Origin of the sequence: Paenibacillus phocaeensis, from assembly GCF_900021165.1 — a bacterium.
Taxonomy (GTDB): Bacteria; Bacillota; Bacilli; order Paenibacillales; family Paenibacillaceae; genus Fontibacillus; species Fontibacillus phocaensis.
This window is the reverse complement of the sequence record NZ_FCOQ01000009.1, coordinates 300,154-325,334: the sequence shown is the minus strand read 5'-3', so window position 1 is coordinate 325,334 and position 25,181 is coordinate 300,154. Positions and strand designations below refer to the sequence as shown.

At 54.0% G+C, this 25,181-nt stretch carries 24 protein-coding genes; 18 read left to right on the top strand and 6 right to left on the bottom strand.

What is annotated here, in order from left to right; translation table 11 throughout:
* Positions 1-898 precede the first annotated feature (898 nt).
* Positions 899-2,845: a heavy metal translocating P-type ATPase gene (locus BN3795_RS04615; RefSeq protein ID WP_068783541.1), complete on the top strand. Its 1,947-nt coding sequence runs from the start codon at positions 899-901 to the stop codon at positions 2,843-2,845.
* 186 nt (positions 2,846-3,031) lie between these two features.
* Complete coding sequence (trxB, locus tag BN3795_RS04610; protein WP_068783540.1) at positions 3,032-3,982, top strand: thioredoxin-disulfide reductase; 951 nt, start codon at positions 3,032-3,034, stop codon at positions 3,980-3,982.
* Positions 3,983-4,063: 81 nt separating this feature from the next.
* Here trxB and BN3795_RS04605 read toward each other — a convergent pair whose 3' ends face one another.
* Complete coding sequence (locus BN3795_RS04605) at positions 4,064-4,261, bottom strand: hypothetical protein (RefSeq protein ID WP_068783539.1); 198 nt, start codon at positions 4,259-4,261, stop codon at positions 4,064-4,066.
* 297 nt (positions 4,262-4,558) lie between these two features.
* On the opposite strand from BN3795_RS04605, the gene BN3795_RS04600 reads away from it, so the two are divergent.
* The gene (locus tag BN3795_RS04600; protein ID WP_068783538.1) at positions 4,559-5,695 is read left to right on the top strand and encodes a transglutaminase domain-containing protein; all 1,137 of its coding nucleotides are present in this window, start codon (positions 4,559-4,561) and stop codon (positions 5,693-5,695) included.
* 70 nt (positions 5,696-5,765) lie between these two features.
* On the opposite strand, the gene BN3795_RS04595 is transcribed toward BN3795_RS04600, so the two are convergent.
* Both BN3795_RS04595 and BN3795_RS04590 read right to left on the bottom strand, forming a co-directional pair.
* Positions 5,766-7,238, bottom strand: a complete 1,473-nt coding sequence (locus tag BN3795_RS04595; RefSeq protein WP_068783537.1) for an amino acid permease — start codon at positions 7,236-7,238, stop codon at positions 5,766-5,768.
* 259 nt (positions 7,239-7,497) lie between these two features.
* Positions 7,498-8,643, bottom strand: coding sequence for a virulence factor (locus tag BN3795_RS04590; RefSeq protein ID WP_068783536.1), 1,146 nt, complete (start codon positions 8,641-8,643; stop codon positions 7,498-7,500).
* Positions 8,644-8,953: 310 nt separating this feature from the next.
* On the opposite strand from BN3795_RS04590, the gene BN3795_RS04585 reads away from it, so the two are divergent.
* The 4 genes from BN3795_RS04585 (at position 8,954) to BN3795_RS04575 (ending at position 12,544) form a co-directional block, all read left to right on the top strand.
* Positions 8,954-10,303, top strand: coding sequence for a cytochrome ubiquinol oxidase subunit I (locus BN3795_RS04585; protein ID WP_068783535.1), 1,350 nt, complete (start codon positions 8,954-8,956; stop codon positions 10,301-10,303).
* Positions 10,300-11,331, top strand: coding sequence for a cytochrome d ubiquinol oxidase subunit II (locus BN3795_RS04580; protein WP_068783534.1), 1,032 nt, complete (start codon positions 10,300-10,302; stop codon positions 11,329-11,331). The genes BN3795_RS04585 and BN3795_RS04580 overlap by 4 nt, the downstream gene beginning before the upstream one ends.
* 5 nt (positions 11,332-11,336) lie before the next feature.
* A complete protein-coding gene (gene cydS / locus BN3795_RS26240; RefSeq protein WP_408635004.1) occupies positions 11,337-11,438 on the top strand; it encodes a cytochrome bd oxidase small subunit CydS in 102 nt (33 codons plus the stop codon).
* Positions 11,439-11,518: 80 nt separating this feature from the next.
* Complete coding sequence (locus tag BN3795_RS04575) at positions 11,519-12,544, top strand: MBL fold metallo-hydrolase (RefSeq protein WP_110945010.1); 1,026 nt, start codon at positions 11,519-11,521, stop codon at positions 12,542-12,544.
* Positions 12,545-12,954: 410 nt separating this feature from the next.
* On the opposite strand, the gene BN3795_RS04570 is transcribed toward BN3795_RS04575, so the two are convergent.
* Positions 12,955-13,863: a transposase gene (locus BN3795_RS04570; RefSeq protein WP_068783533.1), complete on the bottom strand. Its 909-nt coding sequence runs from the start codon at positions 13,861-13,863 to the stop codon at positions 12,955-12,957.
* A 469-nt stretch (positions 13,864-14,332) separates the two neighbouring features.
* Between BN3795_RS04570 and BN3795_RS04565 the strand changes: the two genes are divergently transcribed.
* On the top strand, positions 14,333-15,943 hold the full coding sequence (locus tag BN3795_RS04565) for an ABC-F family ATP-binding cassette domain-containing protein (protein WP_068783532.1): 1,611 nt from the start codon (positions 14,333-14,335) through the stop codon (positions 15,941-15,943).
* Positions 15,944-15,986: 43 nt separating this feature from the next.
* Here the strand turns inward: BN3795_RS04565 and BN3795_RS04560 are convergent, their stop codons facing one another.
* Entirely contained in the window at positions 15,987-16,175 is a 189-nt protein-coding gene (locus tag BN3795_RS04560) for a hypothetical protein (protein ID WP_068783531.1), read from the bottom strand.
* 231 nt (positions 16,176-16,406) lie between these two features.
* Between BN3795_RS04560 and BN3795_RS04555 the strand changes: the two genes are divergently transcribed.
* From BN3795_RS04555 to BN3795_RS04520, 9 genes are all read left to right on the top strand, one after another.
* Positions 16,407-17,276, top strand: coding sequence for a cation diffusion facilitator family transporter (locus tag BN3795_RS04555; RefSeq protein WP_068783655.1), 870 nt, complete (start codon positions 16,407-16,409; stop codon positions 17,274-17,276).
* Between the two features lie 244 nt (positions 17,277-17,520).
* On the top strand, positions 17,521-18,732 hold the full coding sequence (locus tag BN3795_RS25825; RefSeq protein ID WP_456319961.1) for an SH3 domain-containing protein: 1,212 nt from the start codon (positions 17,521-17,523) through the stop codon (positions 18,730-18,732).
* Positions 18,707-19,114, top strand: coding sequence for a C40 family peptidase (locus tag BN3795_RS04550; RefSeq protein WP_408635001.1), 408 nt, complete (start codon positions 18,707-18,709; stop codon positions 19,112-19,114). The genes BN3795_RS25825 and BN3795_RS04550 overlap by 26 nt, the downstream gene beginning before the upstream one ends.
* Before the next feature lie 172 nt (positions 19,115-19,286).
* Positions 19,287-19,790 carry a DUF948 domain-containing protein gene (locus tag BN3795_RS04545; RefSeq protein WP_068783530.1) on the top strand — a complete coding sequence of 168 codons (504 nt, stop codon included), beginning with the start codon at positions 19,287-19,289 and terminating at the stop codon, positions 19,788-19,790.
* Positions 19,791-20,028: 238 nt separating this feature from the next.
* Complete coding sequence (locus BN3795_RS04540; RefSeq protein WP_068783529.1) at positions 20,029-21,183, top strand: PP2C family protein-serine/threonine phosphatase; 1,155 nt, start codon at positions 20,029-20,031, stop codon at positions 21,181-21,183.
* A complete protein-coding gene (locus BN3795_RS04535; protein WP_110945008.1) occupies positions 21,156-22,079 on the top strand; it encodes a sensor histidine kinase in 924 nt (307 codons plus the stop codon). The genes BN3795_RS04540 and BN3795_RS04535 overlap by 28 nt, the downstream gene beginning before the upstream one ends.
* Positions 22,080-22,140: 61 nt before the next feature.
* Positions 22,141-22,479: an STAS domain-containing protein gene (locus tag BN3795_RS04530; RefSeq protein ID WP_068783527.1), complete on the top strand. Its 339-nt coding sequence runs from the start codon at positions 22,141-22,143 to the stop codon at positions 22,477-22,479.
* An 18-nt stretch (positions 22,480-22,497) separates the two neighbouring features.
* Positions 22,498-22,947, top strand: a complete 450-nt coding sequence (gene rsbW / locus BN3795_RS04525; RefSeq protein ID WP_068783526.1) for an anti-sigma B factor RsbW — start codon at positions 22,498-22,500, stop codon at positions 22,945-22,947.
* Positions 22,944-23,717, top strand: coding sequence for a sigma-70 family RNA polymerase sigma factor (locus tag BN3795_RS04520; RefSeq protein ID WP_068783525.1), 774 nt, complete (start codon positions 22,944-22,946; stop codon positions 23,715-23,717). The genes rsbW and BN3795_RS04520 overlap by 4 nt, the downstream gene beginning before the upstream one ends.
* Before the next feature lie 46 nt (positions 23,718-23,763).
* Here the strand turns inward: BN3795_RS04520 and BN3795_RS04515 are convergent, their stop codons facing one another.
* Positions 23,764-23,985 carry a hypothetical protein gene (locus tag BN3795_RS04515; RefSeq protein ID WP_068783524.1) on the bottom strand — a complete coding sequence of 74 codons (222 nt, stop codon included), beginning with the start codon at positions 23,983-23,985 and terminating at the stop codon, positions 23,764-23,766.
* Between the two features lie 168 nt (positions 23,986-24,153).
* Between BN3795_RS04515 and BN3795_RS04510 the strand changes: the two genes are divergently transcribed.
* Complete coding sequence (locus BN3795_RS04510) at positions 24,154-25,164, top strand: asparaginase (protein WP_068783523.1); 1,011 nt, start codon at positions 24,154-24,156, stop codon at positions 25,162-25,164.
* Positions 25,165-25,181 lie beyond the last annotated feature (17 nt).

The window sequence follows — 25,181 nt, the reverse complement described above, 5'->3', positions numbered from 1 at the left end:
TCAGCGGCTTTTTTGGCATGCGGCGGCACGGGCGGGGGACCTTGCGGGCGGAGGCAGCCCGCGGTTTTATTCGCGCTGGCGATTGGCGCAGGTCGCAGGTCGCTGTTGCTGGGGGCTGCTGCAGGCTGCAGTCGCAGGTCGCTGGCGCTGGTTGCTGGCGCTGGTTGTTGCTGCAGGCCAGGCCATAGTAGCTAATCGCTACCGCAGGCCACAGTCGCAGTCCGCTGCAACAGCCGCAGTCCGCAGTTGCTGAGCGCTGCTGCAGGCCAGGCCATAGTAGCTGGTCGCCGCCACCACCACTGTCACCACCACCGACGTCGCTAACGCCATCACCGCCACCTACTAGCCTCCGCGACCGTTTGCCGTTCCCGCGGCCGTTGCCGCGAATACGCCCCCTCCTCAAGTTTCGCTGTTCGCTCCAAAAGTTGCAAAAAGTACAACATTTAAGCGACCTTAGCTGGCGCAGTCAACGAAATGTTGCATAACCTGCAACAATTTGGGCTGTTTTTTCCCAAATCCGATTAATTTGTTGCACAAAATGCAGCATTTTCGCCCAAATCGGCTGAGTCCGGCGCTAAATGTTGCACAAATTGCAACTTTCGCAAGCTCCAGAAGGCTGAACGAGCTAAGTAGAAGCAGTAGCAGAACCAGAACCAGAACCAGAACCAGAACCAGAACCAGAACCAGCCATCAAACATGTGTTTACAAGCCGGCAAAGGTAGCATAGAATAGAAGTAAAGTTTCACTAGTACAAAACTATTGTCCTAATACAACAATGATTATCGTTCTCATTTGTGAGCTGCTCCGGGAAATCCCGGGGCAGCTTGCGCCATTTTTAGGGGGTTAACAATAATATTCATTCTCAGCTGAAACAGCGAGATATAAGGAGGAGTTCATTATGGAAGCTGCGCAAAAAAGAACAGTTCACGTGGCCCATCAACCAGCTCATCAACCCAGCCCGGGTCGAAAACCAAGGTTCGATTGGGTGCGGCTCTTGCGCCACCGGGAGATGCTGCTCGCTCTGGGCAGCGGCGTGCTGATGCTTGCCGCATGGGCCTGGGGGATACAGGGAACGATGCCGTGGATCTCGGTGGCGTTGTATATCGCCGCTTACGCCGTCGGGGGATTCGTCAAGGCCCGGGAAGGCCTGATCACGTTAGTGAAGGAGCGGGATCTGGATGTGAACCTGCTGATGATCGCCGCGGCGCTTGGTGCAGCTTCGATCGGCTACTGGAACGAGGGAGCGATGCTGATCTTTATTTTTGCGCTAAGCGGCGCCATGGAATCGTTCGCCAGCGATCGGAGTCGCAAGGATATCTCCGCGCTGATCGCAATGAAGCCGGATACCGCGCTTCGCGTGGGAGGAGACGGGATGGAAGTCGTGCCGGTGGAGGCGCTTGAGACGGGGGATCTGCTCCTGGTCAAGCCGGGCGAGGTGATTCCGGCGGATGGGACGATCCGAACCGGCAGCTCCGCAGTGAACCAGTCGGCAATCACCGGCGAATCGATTCCGGTGGATAAGCAGCCGGGCGACGGGGTGTATGCCGGGACGCTAAACGGCGAAGGGGCGATCTACGTCGAGGTGACCAGTCCCGCGGAAGGTACTTTGTTTGCGAAGATCATCACCCTTGTCGAGCAGGCGCAGCAAGAGGTGCCGGAGACGCAGCGGTTTATCAAACGGCTCGAAGGCGTCTATGCCAAAACGATCGTTGCCGCCACACTGGCGCTTATCCTGCTCAGCCCTTGGCTGATCGGCTGGAGCTGGTCCTTCGCCTTCTATAAGGCGATGGTGTTCCTTGTCGTTGCTTCGCCGTGCGCGATCGTGTCGTCGGTCATGCCGGCCATGCTTTCGGCGATGTCGAAGAGCGCCCGGAAAGGCGTATTGTTCAAGGCCGGCGCGCACATGGACCACCTGGGCGGCATTCAGGTCGTCGCCTTCGACAAAACCGGGACGCTGACGGCAGGCTCGCCAGCCGTAACCGGCCTGTACACCGCCGAGGGCTTTGACCCGCGGGAGGTACTGGCCGCCTGCGCTGCGGCGGAGAGCCTGTCGGAGCATCCGCTGGCCCAAGCGATCGTGCGCCAAGCGGAGGCCGAAGGGCTCCCGCTTCGCGGTGCGGAGGAGCTGCGGGCGCTGCCGGGCTGGGGCATCGAAGCCGAGGTCTCCGGCGCAACGTGGCGTGTCGGCAAGGCGGATGACGGCGATTCGCAGTTGCCAGCGCCGTTAGCCGAGCAGCTTCGCGCCTGGATCGCCGAAGGCCACACCGTGTCCGCCATCCAGCGGAACGGCGTATACGCCGGCTTGATCGCGCTTCGCGACGAGGTTCGCCCGCAGGCCAAGGCGGCCATCGCCCGGCTTCACGAGCTGGGCATCGCCGTCGCAATGCTGACGGGCGACCGCAGCGTGACCGCGAACGCGCTGGCCGGGGAGATCGGCGTCGACCTCGTGTACGGCGACCTGCTTCCGCAGGAGAAGGTCGAGCACGTGAAGGCGCTGCGGGAGCGCTACGGCAGCGTCGCGATGGTCGGCGACGGCGTAAACGACGCACCGGCGCTGGCGGCGGCTTCCCTAGGCATCGCCATGGGCGGAGGCGGCAGCGGCGCAGCGCTGGAGGTCGCTGACGTTGTGCTGATGAACGACAGCATTGAACGGATCGCGGAGACGATCGCGCTTGCCCGGCGAGCCCGGCGGATCGTCAAGCAGAACCTGACCTTCGCCGGAGCGGTCATCCTGATGCTGATCGTGAGCAATTTTGCGGCAGGGATCGCGCTGCCGCTCGGCGTCGTAGGCCATGAGGGCAGCACGCTGCTGGTGATCTTGAACGGGCTGCGGCTGCTCCGTTAACGCCCAATCGGCAAAGACGGAGAGGGGAGAGGAACCGTCGCTTCATCATTCCTTCATTTAACCTTCACCGAACCCTTCCGTTACAAAGATTGACAGGATGCTGCAGCATTCACATAATTAGAATCAAGTAATAATGATTCTATTTCTATTTTACTCGGATGAATCCATTTGAAGGGGTTTGAGGATATGTACAAATCAATTATCATCGGCACCGGTCCTGCGGGGTTAACCGCAGCGATTTACCTGGCCCGCGCCAACATGAATCCGCTGATTATCGAAGGCCCGCAACCGGGGGGGCAATTGACGACGACGACGGAAGTGGAAAATTTTCCGGGGTTCCCGGATGGGATCATGGGCCCGGAATTGATGGATAATATGCGCAAGCAAGCGGAGCGCTTCGGCGCTGAATTCCGCACCGGCTGGGTGAACAGCGTTGACCTGAGCCAGCGTCCGTTTAAGCTGCAGGTGGAAGGACTAGGCGAGCTCGTTGCTGAGACACTGGTTCTGTCCACGGGGGCAACGGCTAAATACCTGGGCATTCCCGGCGAAGAGACCAATGTTGGCCGGGGCGTAAGCACATGCGCAACCTGCGACGGCTTTTTCTTCCGCGGCAAAGAGATCATTGTGGTGGGCGGCGGCGATTCCGCATTGGAGGAAGCCGGTTTCCTGACCCGCTTTGCTTCGAAAGTAACCTTGGTGCATCGTCGCGACGAGCTGCGCGCTTCGAAGATCATGCAGGACCGCGTGCGCAGCAACGAGAAGATCGAGATGGCCCTGAACCGGACGCCGCTTGAAGTGATTGCCGGCGAGCATGGGGTTACCGGCCTGAAGGTGCGTAACAACGCGACGGGAGAGGAAGAAATTCTCCCGGCCAGCGGCGTATTTGTAGCGATTGGCCATCATCCCAACACCTCGTTCCTGGGCGGGCAAATCGACCTCGACGCGAACGGCTACATCGTGGTGAAGCCAGGCACGTCCGAGACCAACGTACCCGGTGTCTTCGCTTGCGGCGACGTGCAGGATACCCGTTACCGCCAAGCGATCACTGCAGCGGGAAGCGGTTGTATGGCCGCCATCGATTGCGAGAAATTCATCGAAAGCATGGAGCATGAGGAAGCGGCTGCTGCCGTAAAATAATCAAACAGCAAAACGGCGATACAGGGAAGACCCCTGTACCGCCGTTTTTTAACTTTCTCGTTAAGTCAGCCCTGCTGCTCCTCAACTGAACAGTCCCGCAACGAGCTGAAAGATGAAATAACCTAATACGCCGCTGCCGATCAACGTTAAGCCGGATCGTTTACGCCCCTGGAATAATCGCAGGATGCCAAGGCTGACCAAAGGGGCCACAATAAGCAGAAAAAACATAACGGCAATAAACAACTCCACGGATATATCCGAAATATTCACGATAGTCATCCGATCGATTCTCCATTCCTGTGGAAAGTCTGTATGGTGATGCAATGACAAAAATCACAAGTTGATATTTTTTATTATACATAAGCCCGGCGTTCATTTGTAGAAGCTGAATGTGAATTTTAGGCGTCGGAATCAAGTCAGTTTTGCGAAAAATTCCCGATCCAAGAGGTTGTCCGAAACCTTCTTACCGTTCGACAAAACTAGTAAGCTTTTGCAGAAGAGGCTGTGTTACAATGGGCTTGATAGGCCGGCAGAAGGACACTTTATGCAGCTTGACCGGAAGGTGAGGGAAGCCAGATGGGAAAGAAAATCGAAAAGCTTTCGAAGGGGTGGCTCATAACCGGATTAATCGGCGGTTTACTACTGGGTTCCGAGCCGATCGGATGGATTGCTGTTCCGGTTCATGCGGCCACAGATCCGGCTACGGTCACCACTTCCAAGCAACTGCAGACGAAGTTGGCGGAAGGGATGGCGGCTCGGAACACGACGATTACTGTGAAGTATAAGGGGTCGACCAAAAATCTGGAGAAACAGCTGAAGCAAGCGGTGAACGATGCGCTGGATGCCGATCCGTACACGAAGTATATCGTAGACCGATACGTGTACTCCTGGCGAGGCACCACGGGGTCGGCGAAAATCACGCTTCAGGTCCATTACCGCGAAACGGCACAACAGACCGCGTACGTCCAGCAAAAGGTCAAGGAAATTTTGAAGCAGCAGATTGAACCCGGTATGGATACCCACCAGAAAGTTAAAGCGATTCACGATTATGTCGTGCTTAACTTGAAGTACGATACCGATCTGCAGAAGTACACCGCTTTTGAAGGGCTGAAAACCGGTGAAGCGGTATGTCAGGGCTACGCTTTATTGACTTATGAACTGCTGAAGGAAGCTGGCATTGAAAATCGTTTGGTTGAAGGCACGGCCGGAGACCAACTGCATGCTTGGAATCTCGTGCGCCTCGATAACCGCTGGTATCATCTGGACACGACCTGGGATGACCCGGTCCCCGATCTCCCGAATCGAGTAAACTATACGTATTATCTGCGTACGGATGAGCAAATGCGGAAGGATCATACCTGGGCCGCGGCGGATTATCCTCCGGCGACCGTACCCTATTTAAAGACGCTTCAAGCTTTAATTGAGGGGAGCGGAGCGAAAAAAGGGACCTACCTTGCCCTGAAAACGGCGCTTGGCTACGATTTGTATGAGGCCAGTGCGGCGGTGTCCAGCGCCAGAGGGTTGGTGGACAAGGTCAAGGACAGTCTGAAAGACGGGAAGAGCACGTTGACCGTACGTTATGCCGGTACAGATCAGCAGCAGTTGCTGGAAGATCTGGCCGAATTGTACAATTTAGGTATTCGCAATATCCGTTATCTGATGCAGCCGCTCGAAGGCACGGAGGATTTACGGGTGGAGATTCATTGGGAATAAAATCTGAATCAAAGAGCAGGAGTCGACGACATTAGGTCAGTCAGGGCTCCTGCTCATTTTGTGTGCGTATTTATTTTCCTATATCCGCCGCGGGGACCTCAAGGTCGCATTCCTGCAGCGGAATGAGCTTCGTCTTCTTGGTCCATTTGTAACCCAGCCAGACGATCAGGAACAGCGGAATGCTGATGTAGGAGACGGCGACGCCATACCAATCGATCGTTTCGCCGGTAAAGGCGGACACGTTCTGCCCCAGAATGACCACAAAGCATAGGGCAAAAGCGAAAAGCGGGCCAAACGGGAACCAGCGCGCTTTGTACGGCAGGTCGTTCAGGTCCCGGCCTTGGGCCACATAAGCCCGGCGGAACCGGTAGTGGCTGATGGCAATGCCCAGCCATGTGATGAAGCCGCACATGCCGGAGGCGTTCAGCAGCCAGTTGTACACCACACCGTCTCCGAATAATGAGGCGAAGAAGGCGACCATGCCAACCAGTGTTGTGATCAAAAGCGCATTCATCGGAATGCCGCGGGAGTTCAGTCTTGCCAGGAACTTCGGCGCTTTCCCGCGCAGAGCTAAAGAATACAGCACCCGCGAGGAAGCGTACATCCCGGAGTTGCCGGCGGACAGCACGGAGGACAGGATCACGGCGTTCATAACCGACGCGGCGAAGGCAAGTCCGGCTTTTTCGAACACAAGCGTAAACGGGCTGACACCAATATGCTCCACTCCGCCTTGCAGCAGATTCGGATTGGTGTAGGGAATCAGCAGACCGATCACGAGGATCGACAATATGTAAAAGACCAGGATCCGCCAGAACACCTGTCGAATCGCCCGAGGAACATGCTCTCTCGGGTTGTCGCTCTCCCCGGCGGCTACGCCGACCATTTCCGTTCCTTGGAACGAGAAGCCGGCGGCCATAAATACGCCGAGGATCGCGAAGAATCCGCCGTGAAACGGCGCATCGCCTGCCGTGAAGTTCGAGAAGCCAACCGCTTCGCCGCCCATGATGCCGAAGATCATGAGTACCCCCACGATCAGGAATACGATGACAACGACGATTTTGATCATGGCGAACCAGTATTCCGATTCTCCGTAACCTTTTACCGATAGGACGTTCAGCAAGACGATCAAGGCCAGGAACAACACGCTCCAGAGCAGCGACGGGCTGTGGGGGAACCAGTATTTAATGATCAGCGTTGCCGCAGACAATTCGGCTGCGATAGTGATCGCCCAGTTATACCAGAAGTTCCAGCCCATGGCGAAACCGAGGGACGGATCGACGAAGCGGGAGGCGTAGGTTTCGAACGAGCCGGAATCCGGCAAATAGGTCGCCAGCTCGCCCAAGCTGGTCATCAGGAAATAAACCATGATGCCGACAGCCGCATAAGCTAGCAGCGCCCCGCCGGGACCTGCCGAGGCAATAGCCCCTCCGCTCGCGAGGAACAGACCGGTCCCGATCGACCCGCCCAAGGCGATCATTGTCATATGGCGGGCTTTGAGACCGGGCTTTAGCCGCTCGTTCGCCGTGTTGTTTGGTTTACTCATGGGTGAAACACTCCTTCTCATCCTGTAGTTTTCCCCGGAACCCGTCTGCGATGCGCCGGCGAAGGTTGAGCAAGCCCCACAGATAGCGAGCCCACAGATCAAAAAGGCCGCGGAAAGGACTCCGCGGCCATCAGGATACCGTTTATTCCGCACCATTCCATGAAGATAGCACTAACTTCAAAGTATAGCGCAAGGGGGGATAGCTGGGCTATGTCAAATTCATGACAATTGCCTAGGTGGAATCCGGCAAATAACGCCGTTATTTGCTGCTCCCGCGATCCCGTCCGGCCATCTGCTGCCAGACGGTGCCGGCGGCTTGCTCGCCGGACTCGATTCGCTCCACGGCCATGCGCGCCTGCAGACCCACTTCAAACTCGGGGTCGTCCACCGCGGCGCGCAGCGCCTCCAAGGCATCGTCAGTGCCGACCTCGTAAAGGAAGCGGGCCGCGCGCCAGCGGACCAGCTTGCTGCTGTCCGACAGCGCCGCGATCATCGGCCCGGTGGCCGCAGGATCGCCGATGTCGGACAGCGTGTCGCCGGCGGTGCGGCGCACGGAGGCGGAGGCATCGCGCAGCGCCTCGTACAGCAGCTCCATCGCCGCAGGCGTCCGCAGGTCGCCGAGGTAGACGACGGCAAGCCGGCGGAGCTGCATTTGCGGGTCGCGCAGCGCCTCCGCCAGCAGCGGCAGCGCTTTAGCGCTTGGCTGCTGCAGGGCTTCGAGCGCGGCGTACCGCACGCGCCAATCGGCATCCTTCATCCGCTCGCGGATTTCGTCCAGGCTAAGCTCGCGCCGTTGCTCGACGAATTCTGTCTCGCTGCGGCCGTGGGCGATCGCCTGTGCGACGATCCCTTCCAGCCGCTCCGGCGGATACGCCGCTTCCAGCTCCTGCTCGATCTCGCGGGCGATCTCGGGCAGTTCGCCATAGCGGACGCCGTAATCGGTGAGCTTGCGCTCCTTGATCAGCGTGGCGCTGGCAACCTCCGTTACGGCGTTTACGAATCTCTCGGACAGTGAAATCCGCTCCTCGCGGTTCCCCGCTTTCACCCGAATTTGCATCGGGATGCCGCGGAAGAACTGCACGAACACCTGCGCCTCCCCGTACCCCGAGGCCTCTGTGCCCTCCGGACTCCAGGCTGATTCGACCCCCTCCTGTCCAAACTGCTTCTGCACCTCGGACAGAATGGCCGCCCAATCGGCATTCCCTTTACGGTCTAAAGCAACGAAGTCCGCCGTATGGAACACGCTTTTTACCCCGGGAATTTGCAGAAGTCCACGGATCCAAGCTGGGGCAGAGCGTTCGTTGTCTAGCGTATATGTTTTTCGGATCCCCGGCTCCAGGCTTTCATCCAAATGCAGCTTCATGGAATTCGGGCTGGGGGTCGGTTCGATAAAGATGATTTTCATAAAATACCACGTCTCCTTCCAAAATAGGGACTCCACCCAAATCGGCCGATCGTATCGATTAACGAGCGGACGTTTTAATTTTAATTATTCTCAATTTTCATTGTAACTCAATGTGACGCTTAGCCCAAGCTTAGTAGGAATAAAAAGGAACATCGGCGACACACTAAATGGGCAAGGGGGCTATAGCATGCATAAGAAACAGGAACGAACTCTAGCGATCGTGTGTCTCGTGGTGGCCGTCATCATGCTGTATGCCTTCATCAAAAGTGTGATCCGCTTTCTCCATTACTTCTCTTGAAGGAGCATAATTATGGCAAACCTTGATCCGGTCACCTTAAGCCGGATGTTGACCGGGCTGACTTTATTCGTACATATCGTGTTTGCGTCGATCGGGGTCGGCATACCGCTGATGATCGCGCTCGCGGAATGGCGGGGGATTCGTGCCGCCGATCCGCACTATACCCTGCTGGCCCGGCGCTGGGCTCGCGGCTTCGTGATATCCGTGGCGATCGGGGTCGTGACAGGGACATCCATTGGGCTCCAACTGAGCTTGCTTTGGCCGACATTTATGCGGGTTGCCGGTCAGGCGATTGCGCTGCCGCTGTTTATGGAGACCTTCGCTTTCTTCGTGGAGGCGATTTTCCTCGGCATCTACCTTTATACGTGGGATCGATTCACCAACAAGCTGCTGCACCTGCTGCTGCTGATCCCCGTAGCTATCGGGTCTTCCGCGTCTGCGTTCTTCATCACAACACTGAACGCCTTCATGAATACGCCGCAGGGATTTACGATCCGAAACGGCGTCATCGCTGATTTTCAACCGCTAGTGGCGATGTTTAATCCGGCGACGCCAACCAAGGTCTCGCATGTGCTGGCTTCCTCCTACACCGTCAGCGCCGGTATTCTGGCAGGGATTGCCGCCTTCAGTCTGTTGCGAGGACGGAATCATGTCTATTTCAAGAAGGCGCTGAAACTGACGGTCGTGTCCTCCTTTGTGTTTGCATTGGCTACGGCGGCAATCGGTGACTTCTCCGGCAAGTTTCTGGCCAAATACCAGCCGGAGAAGCTGGCCGCTGCGGAGTGGCACTTCGAAACGAGGGAGCAAGCTCCGCTCGTCTTCGGCGGTGTGCTGGATGAGGAGGGGAATGTCAAATATGCGCTGGAAATCCCCTATGCGCTCAGCATCCTCGCTGGAAACTCGCCGAACACCCGGGTGATCGGACTTGAGGAATTTCCGGAGGATGAACGTCCGCCTCTGCTGATTCATTATATGTTCGATCTCAAAGTCACGCTCGGGGCGCTGCTTGTCCTGATTCCGTTTCTGTACTTACTGCGGCGTTATTTGCCCGGCCGTAAAAAAGGGACTCCAGTGTGGCTGCTGATCGGCATTCTGGCACTGGGGCCGCTGGCGATGACAGCGATCGAGCTGGGCTGGATGTTTGCTGAGTTCGGCCGACAACCGTGGATCATCCGAGGGTTTATGAAGGTGGGAGAGGCGGCCACCACATCAGAAAGCGTTGGCCCGATGCTGCTGATGTTCGCTGTGTTGTATCTGGTCTTGTGTCTTTCCTGTGTTCTCGTTTTGTCCCGGATGTTCCGGAACAAGGATGTGCTGACGGAGCTGCGGCAAGCCGGGCTTGATCAAGGAGGCGCGCAATGAGTTATGAACTGGTAGGCATCACCGTGCTGTGGACGTTTTTGTTCGGGTATTTAATCGTGGCCTCCATCGATTTCGGGGCCGGATTTTTCAGCTATTACAGCGTAATTACCGGGCATGAGAATAAAATTCATGACATCGTTCAGCGTTACCTGTCTCCAGTGTGGGAGGTGACCAATGTATTTTTGATTTTTTTCGTGGTAGGGTTGGTCGGCTTCTTCCCCGATTCGGCCTATTATTACGGTACCGCGTTGCTCGTTCCCGGGAGTTTAGTCACCGTGCTGCTCGCCTTGCGGGGAGCTTATTACGCCTACAACACCTATGGCAGCAGCAAGGCAAACAATAAAACGTATATGGGGATCTACGGGGCGACGGGACTGCTGATTCCTGCTGCCCTTTCAACGATCCTGGCGATCTCGGAGGGCGGGATTATCGGAGAGGTCGATGGCAAGGTGGTATTGGATTGGGGAGCTTTTGTTCGCAATCCGTATACCTGGTCGGTCATCCTGCTGGCGCTCGTATCCGTGCTGTATATTTCGGCGATGTTTCTTGCGTTTTATGCGCAAAAAGCGGGAGACCGCCGGGCCTTCGATGTACTGCGCGGCTATGCGCTGTTATGGAGCGGGCCGACGATTCTCGCCTGTGTGTTCGCCTTTTTTCAGATCAACCGGCAAAATCCGGAGCATTACGCTCATATGTTGGAGGTAGCGTGGATGTTTATTGCCTCGTTGGTCTGTTATCTGGCAGCTGTAACCTTGGTCTGGAAAAAAAAGCGGCTGGGCTGGGCATTTCTGCTGGTTATGCTGCAGTTCGCTTTTGCCTGGTACGGTTATGGCCGAAGTCACCTTCCTTATATTCTCTATAAGCAGGTCAGCATTTACGAAAGCTTCACAAATGAGACGATGGCCGTTGCCTTGATTACCGCTTTTATCGCCGGGCTTTGTATTCTCGTTCCTTCCTTGTTTTTGCTGATGCGCCTGTTTTTGTTTGATGCGAAATATGTACGGGGCAGCTCGCCGGAGAAAGGATGATGGCGGTGGAGTGGTTTATGGTGATGGTGGCACCGGAGCTGGTTGTAGTTGGAGCGATCCTGTTCCTGTTTACTTATGCCTGGAAATATAAGGATCGGGAGGACTGAAGCGAGAAGTTTGGATTGCCGCCGAAATTACTCTAAAATAGGTGGAAAGCCAAGAAATGCGGAGAGGAGTAACTGGAGCGATGCCAAGAAGAACGCGCTACAACAACCTCGATAACGTGAGCACCGATAAAACGTTGAAGCAGTTCAAGCAATTGCGGGAAGAACGCCGAAGAAAGAGGAAGGACTATTCCTACGTCATCCCCAATATGCCGCCGCAACTCGATTATTTGCATGGCAACCGTGAGGAGAGCACGATTACGTGGATCGGACATTCTACCTTTCTCATTCAGTACCAGGGGTTAAATCTCATCACGGATCCGGTCTGGGCCATGCGAATGGGATTTCAGCGACGGCTTTGCGATCCGGGAATTCCGATCGATCAGTTGCCGCCGATCGACGTCATCATGATCTCGCATTCCCATTACGATCATATGCACATGGCGTCGATCCGCCGTATTTACGGCAAGGGGACTATGATATTGGTGCCTGTCGGGCTCGGGCGGAAAATGCGTCGCAAAGGCTTTTCCTGCGTTCAGGAAATGAGCTGGTGGGAGCAGGTACGAATCGGAGACGTTGATATCTCGTTTGTGCCAACCCAGCACTGGACGCGCCGTACCCCGTTCGATACCAATACGTCCCATTGGGGCGGATTTGTGTTGGAGCCCGTGCGGACCAAGCCGGAGGAGAAGCCGCCGATCATTTATTTTGCCGGGGATAGCGGCTATTTCCGTGGATTTGCGGAAATCGGCAGCCGCTATGAGATCGATGTGGCATTGTTGCCTATTGGCGCGTATGAGCCGGAATGGTTTATGACCAGCCAGCATACGACACCGGAGGAGGCACTCCAGGCGTTTGTTGATGTGAAGGCAAAGTTGATGATCCCTATGCATTACGGCACATTCCGGCTGGCTGACGATACGGCGCGCGAGGCGCTTGATCGTTTGGAGGCGGACCGAAAGCAGCGCGGTATCTCCGAAGAGAAGATCCGATTGCTGCATCATGGTGAGACGCTGCGGTTGCCACATCTGTTGTCACCTCAGCTTCCGGCTTCGGTACTGGGGGAAGCTGAGGAGCGAATTCCTCAGTTGAGCGGAAGAATCGAATAGATAGGATTTTAGACTTTGGGCTTGGCGGCGGGGCGTCACTCGTTGCCGGCCCTTTAGCACGATTATCCCGTTGAATCAGGAGTTTACGAAGCTCGTTTATCCCTCCGTTAAATCAAGAGGTTACGATAGTTCTCATACTCCCTTCGTTGAATCAAGGGGTTACGACAGTTCGCATGCTCCCTTCGTTGAATCAAGAGGTTACGATAGCCAGCTTATCATCCATTTGAGCAGGTTCAGTTGACATGCGATCAAGCGGCGCTTGATGAAGAGGAAGATAAGGTTGGTGCGTTCAACCTGCTGCTGCCATAGCCAGATTGCTGAGCGCATGATCAGGCCGCTGCTGCCATAGCCAGATTGCTGAGCGCATGATCAGGTTGCAGCCGCCATAGCCAGATTCGCTAAGTGCACGATCAGGCTGCAAATGCGATAGGCGGGTTGGGGCGGTGCGCAATTAAATTGGGGTAAGAGATGGTCGGGATTGACGCACACATGCGCAGCAGCTTCTGATGCAGGGCTATCTTCGTCGCTCCGGACAGACGTAGCCCGCGGCGTACGGTGAACTCGTTCAGATATGCCTGCAAATACTTCGGTCCTAAGGCTACATAGGTATTCCTTAGCGATTTCCAAGCCTCTCTCACTACGTTCCATAAGGGCCCATACAACCGATAAGCCAGGGGGTACGACTGTACGACCGATGTGTGAATATCTACGTGCTGATTGATAAACGCGGTGAGTTCGTGTCGGGTGGCTCTGAGCCCTTCTCCCCGCTTTTGTGGCAGCAACTGGATTTTAACTTGTTCCGGTTCACCTGACTCTGTCACCGTGCAGCCGGCAACGACCGCTGTGGCATATGGATGAGGGAAATGGTAATATCGGGTCGGATTCTTCCCGTATTGGTCGCTGTTCACCTTCACGTCTCCACTCAAGAGCTCCCGAGCGTTGCATTCTCCAAGGGTATGGCGAATTTTGTGCAGCATCAACCAAGCGGTCTTGTAGGTGACTCGAATCGCCTGGCTTAGCCGCACCGCTGAAATCCCATCGGGGAGCAGGAACAACTCCAATGCCTGGAACCATTTCATGAGAGGAAGATGCGTTCCTTCAAAAATCGTGCCAACCAAAGGTGACGCTTGATACGCGCATCTCCCGCACTCGAACAAGGGAATTCGGCGAGAGCTCAGGCGTGTACCCCGGGTGAAATGGCAGCGCGGGCAGACAAAGCCATTTCGCCACTTCATTGCGATTAATGCCTCCATGCAGACTTCCTCGCTGTCAAATCGGGTGCTGATCGGATAAAGATTTTTCCCTGAAATATCGTCCATGTCTGCTCGCCTCCCAATTTCGGAAAAAAAAGAACGTGCGTTCGTGTTTTCTTCATTGTATCGAACAAATGTTCTTGTGTCAAGTGAATAGACCCTGTATCTCCATTTTTTTGTAATTTTCAAACCAACTGAATGAAAGGGATAATCGTGCTAAAGGGGCATCGGACATGGAGCATGGAGCTTGAAACATGAAACATGAAACATGAAACATGAAACATGAAGTATAAAGCATAAAACATAACCTCAGGAAAATTACTTCCAGCACCATCGACACGGGTAAAGTCACCTCAAATATAAAAAAAGTCAATACAAATCAAGTCGCCGCCTAATGTAGACCACCGGGCTTGATTTACGACTTTCTACGCTTTTGGTTCAAATTCTTTGGCGATCTATGATATAATACGCCAGTAGTATCGACTATTTTGAGATAGTCTGCACTCACTATGATAAAAGGATGGTAATGCCTAACATGATCAGCACTAACGGTGTAACGCTCCGGTACGGAAAACGGGCACTTTTTGAAGACGTAAATATAAAGTTTACCCCTGGCAACTGCTATGGCTTGATCGGGGCGAACGGGGCGGGGAAATCGACGTTCCTGAAGATTCTCTCCGGCGAAATCGAGCCGAACCAAGGCGAAGTGTTTATGACGCCGGGCGAGCGCATGGCCGTCCTCAAGCAGAACCACTACGAATACGACGAATACCCGGTGCTGGAAACGGTAATTATGGGCCACGGCCGGCTGTATTCGATTATGAAAGAGAAGGACGCGTTATACGCCAAAGCCGATTTCTCCGAAGAGGACGGCATGCGTGCCGGCGAGCTGGAAGGCGAATTTGCCGAGTTGAACGGCTGGGATGCTGAACCGGATGCGGCTGCGCTCCTAATCGGCCTCGGCATTCCGCGCGAGCTGCATGACAAGAAGATGGCTGAGCTTAGCGGCAATGAGAAGGTCCGCGTTCTGTTGGCGCAGGCCTTGTTTGGACGTCCCAACAACCTGCTGCTGGACGAACCGACCAACCACTTGGATCTCGAATCGATCCAGTGGCTTGAGAATTTCTTGATGGATTACGAAGGTACCGTCATCGTTGTCTCCCATGACCGGCACTTCCTGAACAAAGTATGTACGCATATTGCGGACATCGACTTCGGTAAAATCCAGATGTACGTCGGCAACTACGACTTCTGGTACGAGTCCAGTCAGCTGGCATTGCAAATGCAGCGGGACGCCAACAAGAAGAAGGAAGAGAAGATCAAGGAGCTGCAAGCTTTTATCCAGCGGTTCTCCGCGAACGCCTCGAAATCGAAGCAAGCAACTTCCCGGAAGAAGCAACTGGACAAAATCACGCTGGAGGATATTCGTCCGTCCAACCGGAAATATCCGTTCCTGCATTTTAAAGCTGAACGCGAAGCCGGTAAGCAACTGCTGACGGTTGACGGTCTGACCAAAACCGTTGAAGGCGAAAAGGTGCTGGATAACGTCAGCTTTGTCGTAAACAAAGGCGACAAAATCGCATTCGTCGGCCCTAACAGCCTGCCGAAAACGACGTTGTTTCAAGTTGTGATGGGCGAGCTGGAGGCAGACGGCGGTGAATACAGCTGGGGGGTTACGACCTCGCAGGCTTATTTCCCGAAGGACAACTCTCGTTACTTTGACGGCGTTGATCTGAATCTGGTCGAATGGCTGCGTCAATATTCGAACGATCAGGATGAAACGTTCCTGCGCGGCTTCCTTGGCCGGATGTTGTTCTCCGGTGAGGAGGCGCTGAAGAAAGCAAGCGTGTTGTCCGGGGGCGAGAAGGTTCGCTGTATGCTGGCCAAAATGATGCTGAACGGTGCCAATGTGCTGCTGTTCGACGAACCGACCAACCACTTGGATCTGGAATCGATCACGGCGCTCAATAACGGGTTGATCGACTTTGACGGAACGATTTTGTTCACGTCCCATGACCATCAGTTCATCCAGACGATTGCTAACCGCATCATTGAAATTACGCCAAACGGGATCATCGATCGCGTCATGACTTACGATGAGTACCTGGAGAGCGAAGAAATCCAAAACCNGACAGGGCAGGTCTGACAGGACCTGCTCCGTGCGGCTTCTTTTGCGCTGCGCGGGATTCTTAAGAACCACCCGTCCGGCGGCGCTGATTGTTGGGTTTCTTATTATTTTGACTCTTGAGTGCCTTGGTTTGAAGTTGATCCTTCATCCCCGGCTTATTGGCTGCTTGCTGCTGTTGTTTTTTTTGCTGCAGCTTCTGGCGCATCGCTTCGGCTAAGTCGATTTTGCGCGGTTCTTTCGATTCCGTCACCGATATCATCTCCTCGTAAGTGGAAAGGGGCTGTCCCTATTTTATACGTTTTTAAAAGCGCGTACAACGGGAATAATGGTGAAGGCTTGCTTTTCCTGGAGGCAACACTGTTTCTCTAGACTTACACGGGGTTTATTTGCTACGATGATAAAACGTTTTTCGAATCAAGCAACAAGATGATGGGATAGAAGCAGGTCATTGGCTTCGGGGAGAAGTCTGGAGGTGCTGGACTTGGATATTTACGATGATATACGCAAAGGGGAACGCGGGGCTTGGGTGAGCATTGTCGCTTATTTATTGCTGTCCGCATTTAAATTGGTCAGCGGCTATTACTTTGATTCCAACGCACTGTTGGCTGACGGCTTCAACAACCTCACGGACATCGTGGCTTCGGTAGCGGTGTTGATTGGACTTAAAATCTCGCAGAAACCGCCGGACTCGGATCATGCGTACGGGCATTTTCGAGCGGAAACGATCGCTGCGTTGATTGCCTCTTTTATTATGGCGATGGTCGGCATTCAGGTGATTCTCGACGCGATCCGTTCGTTGGCAGCAGGTGAGCACAGCCAGCCTGATATTCTCTCGGCGGCAATAGCCGTCGTGTGTGCTTTGGCGATGGGCGGGGTTTATGCCTATAACCGTAAGCTGGCGAAGCAGATTAACAACCAAGCGCTAATGGCAGCGGCGAAGGATAATTTGTCGGATGCATTGGTCAGCGTGGGGGCGGCGGTCGGGATTATCGGGGCGCAATTCGGGCTGCCTTGGCTGGACGTGGTGGCAGCGATTGCGGTAGGTCTGCTCATATGCAAGACCGCCTGGGACATCTTCCGCCAATCGACGCATAACTTGACTGACGGGTTTGATGAGAAGGAGCTGGGCGACCTGCGCAGCACCATTGCCCGAACTCAAGGCGTTGAAGGGATTAAGGACTTGAAGGCCCGCGTACATGGCAACCATGTGCTGGTTGACGTCGTCATTGAAGTCGATCCGCAGCTGACGGTAATTGAAAGTCATAAAATCAGCGACCAGGTTGAGGAGCGAATGAGAAGCAAGCAAAACGTGATGCATGTTCACGTTCATGTTGAACCTAAAGAAGGATAACTCTCCGTGTGGTCGTCCGTACCATTCGGGATACATAAGAAAATAAGGGAACTAGTCATCAAGCACTTTGTCGTCCAAGCGGAAGGGTCTGTGGGGATCATTACCAGGCCTAATCGTTTGGGCTTTTTCGTCTTCTTACCCGGGCGTTTATCCCTAAAAAATAGTCCGATTGGATAATTTGGAATTATTATGAATGAACCTCGGACTTTGGCGGAAATAGGTACTTTTGATACATAAATTAAGCATGATCGCAAAGGAAAGCGTTTACATCGGCGAGTTGAGCGCCGGGGTTTATAGGTCGCCTGCCTCTAATTTTTGCATATGGAAACTAGGCCCAATGTCTATGAATACGCTTACCTATAATGTGATCTTCGACCGATTTAGACTAATTTCGACAAGGGATATAATGGACGCAAGACCAAGGAAAGGAGACGTTGGAACGAAATTTAATCAACTAGATTTTACTTTAGGAGGCAGGACATCATCTATGAAACGTAGCGTAGCGATCACATTATTGAGTGCCTTACTTCTCTCTTCTTATACAGCTCTCCCTCACCAGGCCGCAGCGGCAACAGCGACTGCCCAGACAGTAACCAAAGGTCATATCGTGGGCGGGGTTAATTTTCGAGATCAACCCTCCACTTCAGGCAGAGTCATCGGATTCCTTGAGAAAGGTTCCGAAGTGACTGTTCTGGACCAAAGCAATCGATATTTCTATCAAGTAAAAACGAATGATGGAACAACTGGTTATGTTAGTTCTAGTGACAAATATATTCAGTTGGAAACCGTGGCGGGCACCCCCTCCCAGCCATATCTGGGCTGGCCGGCAACGGTCGTCTATGGGGTGAATATGCGCGATGATGCGTCCGCTTCAAGCCATGTCATCGATATGCTGAGCAAAGGCACGCAGTTGACCATCCTTGAGCAAAGCAACGACTATTTCTATAAGGTACAGACGTCTGCTGGACAAGTTGGCTATGTCAGCACCAATGATAAATATCTGCAGATCGACAAGACGTCTCCTGTGACTTCCCAGCCTTCGCTGAATTTGCCAGCTACGGTGACGTACGGCGTCAATATGCGCGATGAGCCGTCCACCTCGGGCAGCGTCATTACGATGCTTCGCACTGGCACAGCGCTGACCATCCTTGAGCAGAGCAATGAATATTTCTATAAAGTACGGACGTCCGACGGAACGATCGGTTACGTCAGCACAAAGGATAAATATTTGGAAGTTGGCGGGCAGCCTCAAACGCCTGCCCCGACCCCAACGCCAGCTCCAACGCCGGATCCTGTGCCCACACCGACTCCAAAACCAGCGAACGGAATCAGCCGGCAGATCGAGCAGGTGNCCGGATCCTGTCCCCACACCGCCCCAAAAACCAGCGAACGGAATCAGCCGGCAGATCGAGCAGGTGATCGGGGCGGGGATGAAATCCCTCGGCACGCCATATGAGTACGGTTCAAGCCGCAGCAGCACGGCGACGTTCGATTGCTCCGATTTCGTGAGACAAGCATACAAGGATGCGTTAGGTCTTACCCTTCCTGCGGATTCCCGCCAGCAAGGGGATTACATCAAGGACAACGGTACGGCCGTTTACAGCATCGACAGTCTGAAACGAGGCGATCTGGTTTTCTTCATGAGTTATAAAGGCTCTTCTGCCAAATCGTATCAAGGGATCGATAAGCAAAAACAGCGGATTACCCACGTGGCGATCTATCTGGGCAATGGCCAGCTCTTGCACACGTATTCGAAAGAGTCGGGCGGGGTTATCGTCGATCAACTCGACGGTGCCTGGGTTCATCGCTTTATGTTTGGCGGAAGTGTCCTGAAATAAACGAAACCAAGCCGCTTTGATTCGTTTTCTGCTTTAGAGGGAACGGGCAAAGCGGTTTTATTTTTCTCGTGATGCCGTCTATAGAAAGCGACTGTTCTTCCGCACATTTTCGTGTATAGTTAATAATAAAGTGCGGTTGAACCCCTATGGACGGAAAGCGAGGAACGAAGGTATGATTTGGGAAATCAGCGTGGCGGTGGCCGCGGCAGCTTTTGTGGTACTCGTCGTATATTTGGTCAAAACGCTGAAAGCGGCGGAGCATTCGCTCCAGACAACGACAGAAACGCTGCGGGAGGTCCAAAAAACGATCGATGAGCTGGGGACCGAGGTCCGTCAGGTTGTTCGGCAAGCCAACGATATGACCGGCGATATTCAGCATAAACTGAAGCAAATTGATCCGTTGATGGAATCGGTGAAACATGCCGGTGAGGTGTTGAGTGAAGTCACACTCGCAACAAAGCAGGTCTCGGCTGCTCTGGCGAGCCGCATCGCTAGTCGCCCTCGAATGGCGAAACGGAAGGTTCCCGCTTCAGCTCCGGAAGCTCCGGTACCCCCGGCTTCTCAGCCGGCGCAAGCTGAAAGGGAACTGGCGGAGCAGGAGGAGAATCGGAAGCCGGCGGGTTGGATCAAGTGGGTGGATGTTGCCGCCGACGTCTGGCAGAAATACCGGAGTTAAGGCGCTCTATGAACGACGCCCCGATCTGCCGTTTCAATCTTGGTTAGGCGGGGTAATGTACACTATTACTCAAGCCTTGCCCGTGTTGTTACTCGAGGAAGAAGGAACGGGGAAAGCGCCCCGTTCCTTTTTTCGCAGCTGAGCGTGTAAACGGGTTGCATGATCGGGCAGGATTGACGGCGATTTGTGCCGAATTTAGGTATCACCCATAGCTCAAGCTCATTCTAAGGAGATTAACATGAGAATATTGATCGTTGACGACAATCCGACAAACACCATTATCATCCGCGAAATTTTGAAGAAGGAGAATTACCGGAACACCGTCGCGGTGACTTCAGCCCGAGAAATGTTCGAGAGGCTTGGCGTCAAGAACCTGGATGCAGTGGAGGAAAGCGGACCATCCGATGTGGATTTAATTCTGCTCGATATGATGATGCCGGAGATGGACGGAATCCAGGCTTGCCGAATTTTGCAGCGCTCCGAGCATCTGAGGGAGATCCCGATCATTGTAGTCACGGCAGTAGGGGACTCCAACAAGCTGGCCGAAGCGCTGGATGCCGGGGCCGTTGACTACGTGACGAAGCCGATCAACAAGGTTGAACTCATGGCGCGGATTCGCTTGGCTTTGCGGCTGAAGCTGGAGAAGGATTGGCACCGGAACCGGGATCAACGAATCCAGGAGGAATTGAAGCTGGCATCGCTGGTTCAGAATGCGGTCTTAAGTTCCCCGATCCGGGATCCGGAAGTCGAGATTGAGGCCATCTATAAGCCTTCCTACGAGTTGGCTGGAGATTTATACTCCTGGTATTCGCTCGGCGAGGGAAAATATGCGATCATCCTGCTTGATATGATGGGTCACGGCATCTCCTCTTCCTTATTCTGCATGTTCATCTCTTCTGTCTTGAAAGACACCGTACATACTTACGTTAAACCTAAGAAGGTTATCCAGGAATTGAATCGCCGGTTTATCCAGCTCCATATCGAGAGCAAGCTCATTCAGTATTATTTTACGGCAATCTATCTTGTGGTTGATACCCGGCGCAAGGAGATCGAATACATTAACGCCGGACATCCGCCGGCCTTGCTGTTTACAGAGAATAAGCAGGTTGTCCGCTTGGACAGGGTCGGGCCGCCGGTTGGTTTGTTTGAAGGCATCGAAACGGACCCGCAGATTCTTCATTATGAAGGGCCGGGCCATCTGGTGCTCTACACCGATGGGTTGATCGACTCCCAGGAGGAATCAGTGGAAGCAAGGCAGACCCGGCTGGAGGAGCAGCTAAATACCTACGGCCATGACTTTGACAGAGAGGCGATGAGCCGGTTGTTCTTCGAAGAGACCGCCCAACGAAAAAGAGAAGATGACAAATGTCTGGTTTGGATCTCGTTAAAATGAAAGATACAGGCAGCAACGAGCGGGCGGAAGGGGAAAAGGAAGACCTGCGCGATCGGCTGGAGCAGGCGGCAGTTGCACTACGGCAAGCCGAATTGGCGTTAGAACATAGGGAACGCGCCTTGGAGAATATGAACTTAGAACTCGTCGCAGCGAAGGCCGCTGCAGAGGCGGCCCGGCATGCCAAACAGGATTTCCTGGCGATGGTTGGCCATGAGATTCGTTCCCCGTTGAACGGCGTGTTTGTCATGAGTGAACTGCTGCTGGAGACAGAGTTGACCGAGGAGCAGAAGAGGTACGCTAGCCTCATCCATCATAACGCGATTGACTTGCTGTCGATCTTTGATGATATTCTTGATTTTATCCGGCTGGATCAAGATCGGCCGGAGCTGGAGGAAACCCCGTTTGCGCTGCGGGAAGCGCTGGGGGATATCCTTGCCGCATTTCGTCAAGAGACCCAGGATAAAGGGGTGAACCTCTACTTCGGGGTTGACGAACAAATCCCCGATCTGCTCTATGGCGATATGCGGCGGCTGCGTAAGGTGTTGGAACATTTGCTGGCGAACGCCGTCAAGTTCACCGATAGGGGCAGAATCTATCTAAGCGTAGACCCCCGGCCTGCCGACAGCGGCAAAATCGGGCTAAGCTTCACGATAGGGGATACCGGGATCGGTATTCCCATGGACAAAACCTATCAATTGTTTGAACCGTTTGCCCAGATCAATTCTACCATGACCAGAAATTATGGCGGTCTTGGTCTGGGACTAGCGATTTGCCGAAAATTGGTGAATATGATGGGCGGCGAGCTTCTGGTGAAGCCGCTTGAAGAGAAAGGCACGGCCTTCACTTTTACGGTCATCTTTCGGAGCAGCGCCCTTAGCGAAGCCGCAGCCCCTTGATTCAGCAGCGGACAAGCTGGGTTATGTTGTAATAAGAATACCTATCCAGGGAGAGTATTTCATGAATACGAGAAAAAGTTTAAAATTTTTCACTACGACACAACTGGAAAACGGAGTTTGCACCGTATCCTTACGCGGCGAGCTGGACTTGTCCGTAGCCCCTGATTTTCGCAAGGTGATGGATCCGTTGGTTGGCAGGGATGATGCGGATTTAGTCCTGAACCTGAAAGAACTGAAGTATATCGACAGCACCGGGATCGGCATTTTTCTGTCCATCCTCAAAGCGAGACAAGGAATGGACTCGAGGTTTTACGTGCGGGAAGTGCCGGACCATATCCGGAAACTGTTTGAAATGACCGGGATAGCTAAGTTTTTCGCGGAGCAGGAGAACTCCCAATAAGGAAAGGATCGAGTCTTAATGATAGAGGAAGTAGAGAGAATCGTCATCAGCCTTCCGGCTACAGCGGAATATGTGGATATCGTGAGGTTGAATTTATACGGTGTGGCCTCAAAGATGGGATTTTCGTATGAGGAAATTGAAGATATGAAGGTGGCGGTATCCGAAGCCTGTAACAATTCTGTATTGTACGCTTACCGGCAGGATGTCGGTCAAATGGAGATCACGTTCGAGGTACTAGACGACGCCTTGTCGATTACGGTCAGAGATGAAGGGGAGAGCTTTGATTCGTATGGGCTGGCGGGGGGCGTTACGCTTCACGAGAAGGAGTTGAGCGAAGCCCCGATTGGAGGATTAGGCTTCTATCTGATGCAGGCGTTGATGGATGACGTCAGCGTGGAGACGCAAGCCGGAAAAGGAACGAAGGTGATGATGGTCCGCCGACTCCAGAAGAGCGAGGAAAAGGTATGACCGATCGATCGGCTCCCCAAGAGTCATTTCACGAATCCACCCGCTTGATTCAGCTGTACCAGCAAACGAGAGACAACGAAATTGCCACCCAGTTAATCCATAAATATGATCCTATGGTCAAAATGGCTGCAGGCAAAATCGCCCGCAATCGGCCGGATTTATACGAGGATTTGTACCAGGTAGGCGAAATGGCGTTGGTTCGTTTGCTTCAACAGTACGATAGCGAGCTCGGTATCCCGTTTGAACCTTATGCGATGAAAAGCATGATTGGGCATATGAAAAATTATTTGCGCGACAAGTCCTGGTATATCCAGGTACCGCGAAGGATTAAGGAAAAGGGAGCGCTGGTTCAGCAGGCTATTGATGAGTTGACCGTCAAGCTGGAGCGATCTCCCGACATTCAAGAGATCGCGGAATATTTGGAGCTCTCGGTCGAGGAGACGGTCGAGGTGCTGGCCGGGCGGGAGTGTTATCACTACGTGTCTCTGGATTCGCCGTTGTCACCGGACGAAAGTGCCGCAACGCTGGGCGAGATGATCAGTACGGATGCCGATGAGTATGATGTTGTGGAGAATCGGATGGATTTGCAGCAAGCGCTGAGTCAGTTGAAGGCTCAGGAGCAGCAGGTTCTGCTGATGGCTTATCAGGAAGGGCAATCCCAAAGGGCGATCGCCCAGAAGTTGGGGATGTCTCAAATGAGTGTATCCCGGATTCAGAAGCGGGCGACCGAAAGATTGAAGCAGATCATGAATCATATGAACACGACCTGAATGCGTTGCCTGCGGAAGCCGAGGCAGCGCTTTTTTTGAAAGCGCCCTATTGCTCCGGATCGGACCGCAATCCGTTTTGTTCCACGTCCTCCTGGCTCGTTCTCATCGCTTCCATATCTTCCCCCAGTTGAACCAGATCCTCCATATCATTCACCATGGATCCGTTCTCGGCTTCGTTGATATCTTTGTGCTCGGGATATTCCCCGGCTTGGGCGGCCCGGATCTGCTTGGCGATATACTGCTCTTGCCGGTCTTCGGGTTGGGTCATCGGAATGCCTCCTTCTATCTTGTTTGTGAACCCTCTCTAGTTTGCACAGAACGGCTCCTTTCGTATACCGGATTTAGGCGGGAGAGCTTGCCGGAGGCTCTATAGCCAGCGGGCTTCCACTGTACTATACTGTGTAGGAATGGAACTGGTTAAGGAGAGAACAATGAGATGAATTACAACGAAGCGTTGCTGGTGAAGGAATATCGCGGAGGGCTGCTGGAATGCGCCCATTATGGACATATCAGTATCATAGATGAACAAGGGAAGATTGCCGGGCGGGCGGGGAATCCCCAGGCGACCGTATTTACCCGTTCCTCAGCCAAGCCGATTCAAGCCCTTCCGGGCATTCGCGCGGGGATCCAGGAAGCATTCGGATTAACGGACGAGGAGATCGCCATCATGACCGCTTCCCACCGGGCCGAGGAGATTCACGTCGGTACGCTCGAAAGCCTGCTGAGCAAAACGGGACTCGCCGAGGAGCGGCTGGTATGCGCTCCAAGTCTTCCGCTGGATCCTGCAGCCAGGGAGCGGTTGCTGCGCAAGGGCGGAGCGTATCGCCGGATCTACCATAACTGCTCGGGCAAGCACCTGGGCGTCTTGGCTTATTGCAAAATGAGGGGATATCCGCTGGACACCTACAATCAACCGGATCATCCGGTTCAGCGAGAAATTTTAGCAACGTTGGCCGGGCTGGCGGGGATTCCCGAAACGCAGATTTCGCTGGGAACCGATGGCTGCGGCTTTCCTGTGTTTGCGCTGCCGCTGTCCGCTCTGGCGGCTGCCTATTTGAAACTGGCTTGTCCGGATTTAATCGGGGATCCCAAGACGGCAGAAGCCGCCAAGGTCATTACCGGCGCAATGAATGCTCATCCGCTGCTCGTTGCCGGCACCGGACGGATCGATTCCATCCTGCTGGGCGACTCGAACATCGTAGCCAAGGGCGGTTTTAAAGGGGTTTATGCCTTTGCCCTGCGCCGCGAGCGCTTAGGGGTGACCTTTAAGATTCAGGACGGTTCCGAGGAAGAGTGGGGCATGATCGCCTTATCCGTGCTGGAGCAGCTCGGATACGAAAACGAGGAAACGCTGCGGAAGCTCCGCGACGCGTTCCCGTCTTCGATCAGGAACGATGAGGGCTGGCAAGTGGGGCAAGCCGAAACGGCGTTTCAACTGGAACGGTAACCCGAGGCTTGCGTCTG